Annotated in this window: 5 protein-coding genes; 2 read left to right on the forward strand and 3 right to left on the reverse strand. The window is 68.3% G+C overall.

Translation table 11 applies throughout. The features are described from left to right. Positions 1–150: 150 nt before the first annotated feature. A complete protein-coding gene (locus ACTQ49_RS14750; RefSeq protein ID WP_441828594.1) occupies positions 151–483 on the reverse strand; it encodes a hypothetical protein in 333 nt (110 codons plus the stop codon). 386 nt (positions 484–869) lie between these two features. Between ACTQ49_RS14750 and ACTQ49_RS14755 the strand changes: the two genes are divergently transcribed. Beyond that, positions 870–2,204, forward strand: coding sequence for a PhoH family protein (locus tag ACTQ49_RS14755; protein WP_441828595.1), 1,335 nt, complete (start codon positions 870–872; stop codon positions 2,202–2,204). A gap of 115 nt (positions 2,205–2,319) precedes the next feature. Then, positions 2,320–2,832 carry a DUF4245 domain-containing protein gene (locus ACTQ49_RS14760; RefSeq protein ID WP_441828596.1) on the forward strand — a complete coding sequence of 171 codons (513 nt, stop codon included), beginning with the start codon at positions 2,320–2,322 and terminating at the stop codon, positions 2,830–2,832. Here ACTQ49_RS14760 and ACTQ49_RS14765 read toward each other — a convergent pair. Further along, positions 2,793–3,050 carry an exodeoxyribonuclease VII small subunit gene (locus ACTQ49_RS14765; protein WP_441828597.1) on the reverse strand — a complete coding sequence of 86 codons (258 nt, stop codon included), beginning with the start codon at positions 3,048–3,050 and terminating at the stop codon, positions 2,793–2,795. The two genes, ACTQ49_RS14760 and ACTQ49_RS14765, sit on opposite strands and share 40 nt — an antisense overlap. Continuing rightward, complete coding sequence (gene xseA, locus ACTQ49_RS14770; RefSeq protein WP_441828598.1) at positions 3,047–4,318, reverse strand: exodeoxyribonuclease VII large subunit; 1,272 nt, start codon at positions 4,316–4,318, stop codon at positions 3,047–3,049. The genes ACTQ49_RS14765 and xseA overlap by 4 nt, the downstream gene beginning before the upstream one ends. Between the last annotated feature and the right edge of the window lie 195 nt (positions 4,319–4,513).

Consider the following 4,513-nt stretch of genomic DNA (forward strand, 5'->3'; position numbering starts at 1 on the left):
ACGCATGAACGCCACGAAGGCAAACACCCTACGAGTCAGACGACTGGTGATCAGGATCCAACCACCGCGACACATCGCGGTGCCACCACCCTGACACTGACTCCACCCTAGGAGCCGGCCCTGACAGATCTCACGGGGCCCCTCGCCCTCTCAACGGGGGCAGGTGACGCCCAGCTCGTGTTGTGCCAGCTCGTGGCCGCACAGGCGACAATCGTCGCTGCCAACGGCCGGATCGAATTCCCGCACCTCCCGTGAGGCCAGCTCGGCCGCGCGAGCGGGCTGCGGGATGCGAACCAGGAGGACGTCGCGCCCCTGTGCCCGGCCGGCGCTGGTGATGACGGCCTGCTCCATGCTCGCGCCCATCGACGCGACGATCTGCTGCAGCTCCTGGAAGGAACAGGGCAGCGGGACGCAGACGGACTGCTCCTGCGGTAGCTGGTCTTCCCAACCGAGCTGAAGACCTTCGACAATGCTGTTGCTCATGATGAATCCCCCAAGGCACGGGCGTCGGCCCCCTGCTCGACGTGCGTGCTGGTCTGCGACGTTAGCCGGGCCGTCAGACAGAACCCAGCCCAGGGCGGAGGATCGCTCGCCTCCTCAGCGGAGCTTCACATCCGCCGCGCAAATGTCCCGTGATGGGGTGACATGACGCCGGCAACCGGGCGGTGAACAGTGGATGAAGCTGGCTCGTCGCACCGGCCCCCGGCCCCGGGCGAGTCGTAGCGTGAAGGCATGGACGGACCCGTGACTGGCCCGCGAGCCACTGGCCTCGAGCTGCTACGTCGCCGTCCTGCGGACTGCGGTCCGATTCCCTGAACGAGACAGGGGTCGGCTGCCCGGTCGGCCCCTTCACCGATGAAGGAGCTCCCGTGCTCAAGCCCACCGAGCAGGCCCTCGCCACCCACGCCGGCACCACCCTCAAGACCTATGTGGTCGACACCTCCGTGCTGCTCAGCGACCCCCGAGCGCTGCTGCGCTTCGCCGAGCACCATGTGGTGCTGCCGATCGTGGTGATCGCCGAGCTGGAGGCCAAGCGTCACCATCCCGAGCTGGGCTACTTCGCCCGCACCGCGCTGCGCCTGCTGGATGACCTCCGCCTGGAACACGGACGCCTGGACGAGCCGGTGGCCGTCAATGAGCAGGGCGGAACCCTGCACATCGAGCTCAACCACACCGACCCCGAGCGGCTGCCCGCTGGTTTCCGACTGGGCGACAATGACTCCCGGATCCTGGCGGTGGCCATCAACCTGTCCGCCGAGGGGCACGACGTCGTCGTGGTCAGCAAGGACCTCCCGATGCGGGTCAAGGCATCCGTGGTGGGACTGGAGGCCGAGGAGTACCGCGCCCAACTCGCCGTGGAGAGCGGCTGGACGGGCATGGCGGAGCTGCGCGTGCCCAACTCGCTGATCGACCAGTTGTACGAGAACGGTGAGACCGAAATCCTGGAGGCCGACGAATTCTGCACGCACACCGGCCTCGTCCTGCACGGCGATGCCGGCAGCAATGCCCTGGGACGCAAGCTTCCCAACGGGAAGGTGAAGCTGATCCGCTCCGAACGCGATGCCTTCGGCCTGCACGGCCGTTCGGCAGAGCAGCGGGTCGCGCTGGACCTGCTGCTGGACCAGGAGGTGGGCATCGTCTCGCTGGGCGGCCGCGCCGGCACGGGCAAGTCCGCCCTGGCGCTGTGCGCGGGCCTGGAGGCGGTGCTGGAGCGACGGCTGTACCAGAAGGTGGTGGTCTTTCGTCCGCTGTACGCCGTCGGCGGGCAGGACCTGGGATACCTGCCGGGAACCGAGAATGAGAAGATGGCGCCGTGGGGGCAGGCGGTCTTCGACACCCTGGGTGCCGTCACCAACAAGTACGTGATCGACGAGATCCTGGCCCAGGACATGTTGGAGGTCCTGCCCCTGACCCACATCCGAGGGCGTTCCCTGCACGATGCCTTCGTCATCGTCGACGAGGCGCAGAGTCTGGAACGCAATGTGCTGCTCACGGTGCTCAGCCGCATCGGCCAGAACTCCCGGGTGGTCCTCACCCACGACGTCGCCCAGCGCGACAACCTGCGCGTCGGCCGCCACGACGGCATCGCGGCGGTGGTGGAGCGGCTCAAGGGCAACCCGCTGTTCGCACACGTCACGCTGACCCGTTCCGAGCGTTCGCCGATCGCCGCGCTGGTCACCGAGATGCTGGAGGACGGCATCTGATTCTCCCGCATGGATGTGCCCGTGGTGCGGGGCTCGGGGCGGGAACAGCCCGTCCCGAGCCCAACGGGCGAACCAGTAAGTGGGCCGCCGCGCTGGGAGGCCGTAGGATGCAGCGGTGCGTAACCAGAGGGCCACGGGCCGCGACATGTTGATCTCCCTTGCCGTGATCCTGGTGCCGGCGGCACTGATCTACGTGATGTTCTCCCGGATCCCCGACGAGCCGGAGGTGCCGGTGGCGCCGCTGCAGACCGTGGTTGAGAACGCTCGGGAGAAGGCGCCCTTCCAGGTGCTGTCCCCGACGAATCTGCCCGATGACTGGAAGCCCGTGCGCGCTCGCTATCAGCAGGACGAGCTGCAGCTGGGTCTGCTCAGCCCCGAGAAGGTCTACTTCGAGGTGAAGCAGCGTCCGGGCGCGAACCAGTCAGGCTTCGTCAAGACGGTCACGCGTGAAGGCGTCGAGGAGGGCAGCTCCACGGTCATCGGCCGTACTTGGACACGGATGGTGACCGAGGACGGCCGAAGCCACTGCTTGGTCAATGTGGTGGAGAAGGGTAAGCCGGCCACCACCGTGGTCTGTGGCGATGCCAGCTATGAGGCCGTGGAGGCATTCGCGTCGACGCTGGCCTGACGGGCCGCGTCGATCTTGGCCTTGGCCCCGTCCAACCACTGCTGGCAGACCAGCGCCAGCTTTTCACCACGCTCCCACAAGGCCATCGACTCCGCGAGCGGGACGCCACCGGACTCGAGCTTGCGGACGACCTCGGCCAGCTCCTCGCGCGCCTGTTCGTAGCCCATCTCGGGCGCGTCACCCTGCGGTCCGGGGGCGGTGTTCTGGTTGGGGGTCATGGCTGCTCCTCGTCGAATGCGAAGTCATCGATGGTGGCGCTGTGCACGCCGGTGGGGTCGTCGACGGCCCGCACACCCAAGGTGAGCTTGCCGTCGGCGAGATAGGCCATCACGTCATCGTCCAGGTCGACGTCGGTGATGGAGGTGACCGAATTGCCCTCGCCGTCGGCGAGGATCGCGTAACCGCGTTCCAGGGTGGCCTTGGGGCTCATCGCCCGCACCCGGCTCACGTCGTGCTCCAGGCTGGTGACGTGCTGGGAGAGGGTCCGGTCGATGGCGTGGTCGAGCCGCATCCGCAGCGTCTCCAACCGGTCGTAGTGGATGTCGAAGCTGCCGGCGGGGTCGCGCAGCACGGGGCGGGAGCGCAGTGCGTCCAGCTGCTGCTGCTCGGTGCTGACCCGTCCGACGATGGCACCGCGGATCCGGGACAGTGCCTGCTGCACCCGCTCGGACTCCTCCCGGGCATCGGGCACGACGCGCTTCGCGGCATCGGTGGGGGTGGAGGCGCGCAGGTCTGCGGCGAGGTCGACGATGGGGACGTCGGGCTCGTGTCCGATGGCGGTGATGACCGGGGTGCGGCAGGCTGCGACGGCGCGCACGAGGCCCTCGTCGCTGAAGGGCAGCAGATCTTCCAGGGCGCCGCCACCGCGGGCGATGATGATCACCTCCACCTGGGGGTCTGCATCCAGCTCGGCCAACCGGGCCATCACCTCGGCGGCGGCCTTCGGGCCCTGCACCAGTGCGTGGCGGACCTCGACGTGGGCGGCTGGCCAGCGCAGCGCGATGTTGGTGAGCACGTCGCGCTCGGCAGCGGAGCCGGCTCCGGTGACCAGGCCGATGGAACGGGGCAGGAAGGGCAGCCGCTTCTTGCGGACGGGATCGAACAGGCCCTCGGCCTGCAGCAGCCGCTTGCGCTGTTCCAGCTCGGCCAGCAGGCGTCCCTCACCGGCGATGCGGATCTCGCGGCAGTCAAAGCTCAGTGAGCCGTTCTTGCTCCAGACGGTGGGCTTCACCCAGGCGGTGATCGTCGTGCCCTCGGTGACCGGCCCGGCCGCATCCAGCACGGCCGTCGAGCAGCTCACCTGCGCCGAGGACTGCACGGTGCTGTCGCGCAGGACCATGAAGACCGTCGAGGAGCCGGCGCGACGCTTGATCTGGATGACCTGGCCCTCAACCCAGACGGCACCGCAGCGCTCCACCCAGCCCTTGACGAGCTGGACGACATGCCCCAGAGCCAAGGGGTGTTCGGGGGAGCTCTCCAGTGCCATGCGACCACACTAGACGGAGGGTCCGACAGTCCCGGGAAGCGATGGACTCGCGGGCGAGGTGTCCGGTGCTGGCGCGTTCGAGCCGGGGGGTGTCCCTATGTTGCTCGTCAAGCGGCGAGGGGTATGGGTGAGGGTTCTGGCGTCGGGGCGGGTGCTCGGTAGGGCTCCCGGTTCTTGAGCATGGCGAACAGGACG

Source organism: Luteococcus sp. Sow4_B9 (assembly GCF_052116585.1).
Taxonomy (GTDB): Bacteria; Actinomycetota; Actinomycetes; order Propionibacteriales; family Propionibacteriaceae; genus Luteococcus.

Bases quoted from the DNA above. Each gene is read 5' to 3' on its own strand.
- ACTQ49_RS14750 (WP_441828594.1), bottom strand. From the start codon at position 483: ATGAGCAACAGCATTGTCGAAGGTCTTCAGCTCGGTTGGGAAGACCAG.
- ACTQ49_RS14765 (WP_441828597.1), bottom strand. From the start codon at position 3,050: ATGACCCCCAACCAGAACACCGCCCCCGGACCGCAGGGTGACGCGCCC.
- xseA (WP_441828598.1), bottom strand. From the start codon at position 4,318: ATGGCACTGGAGAGCTCCCCCGAACACCCCTTGGCTCTGGGGCATGTC.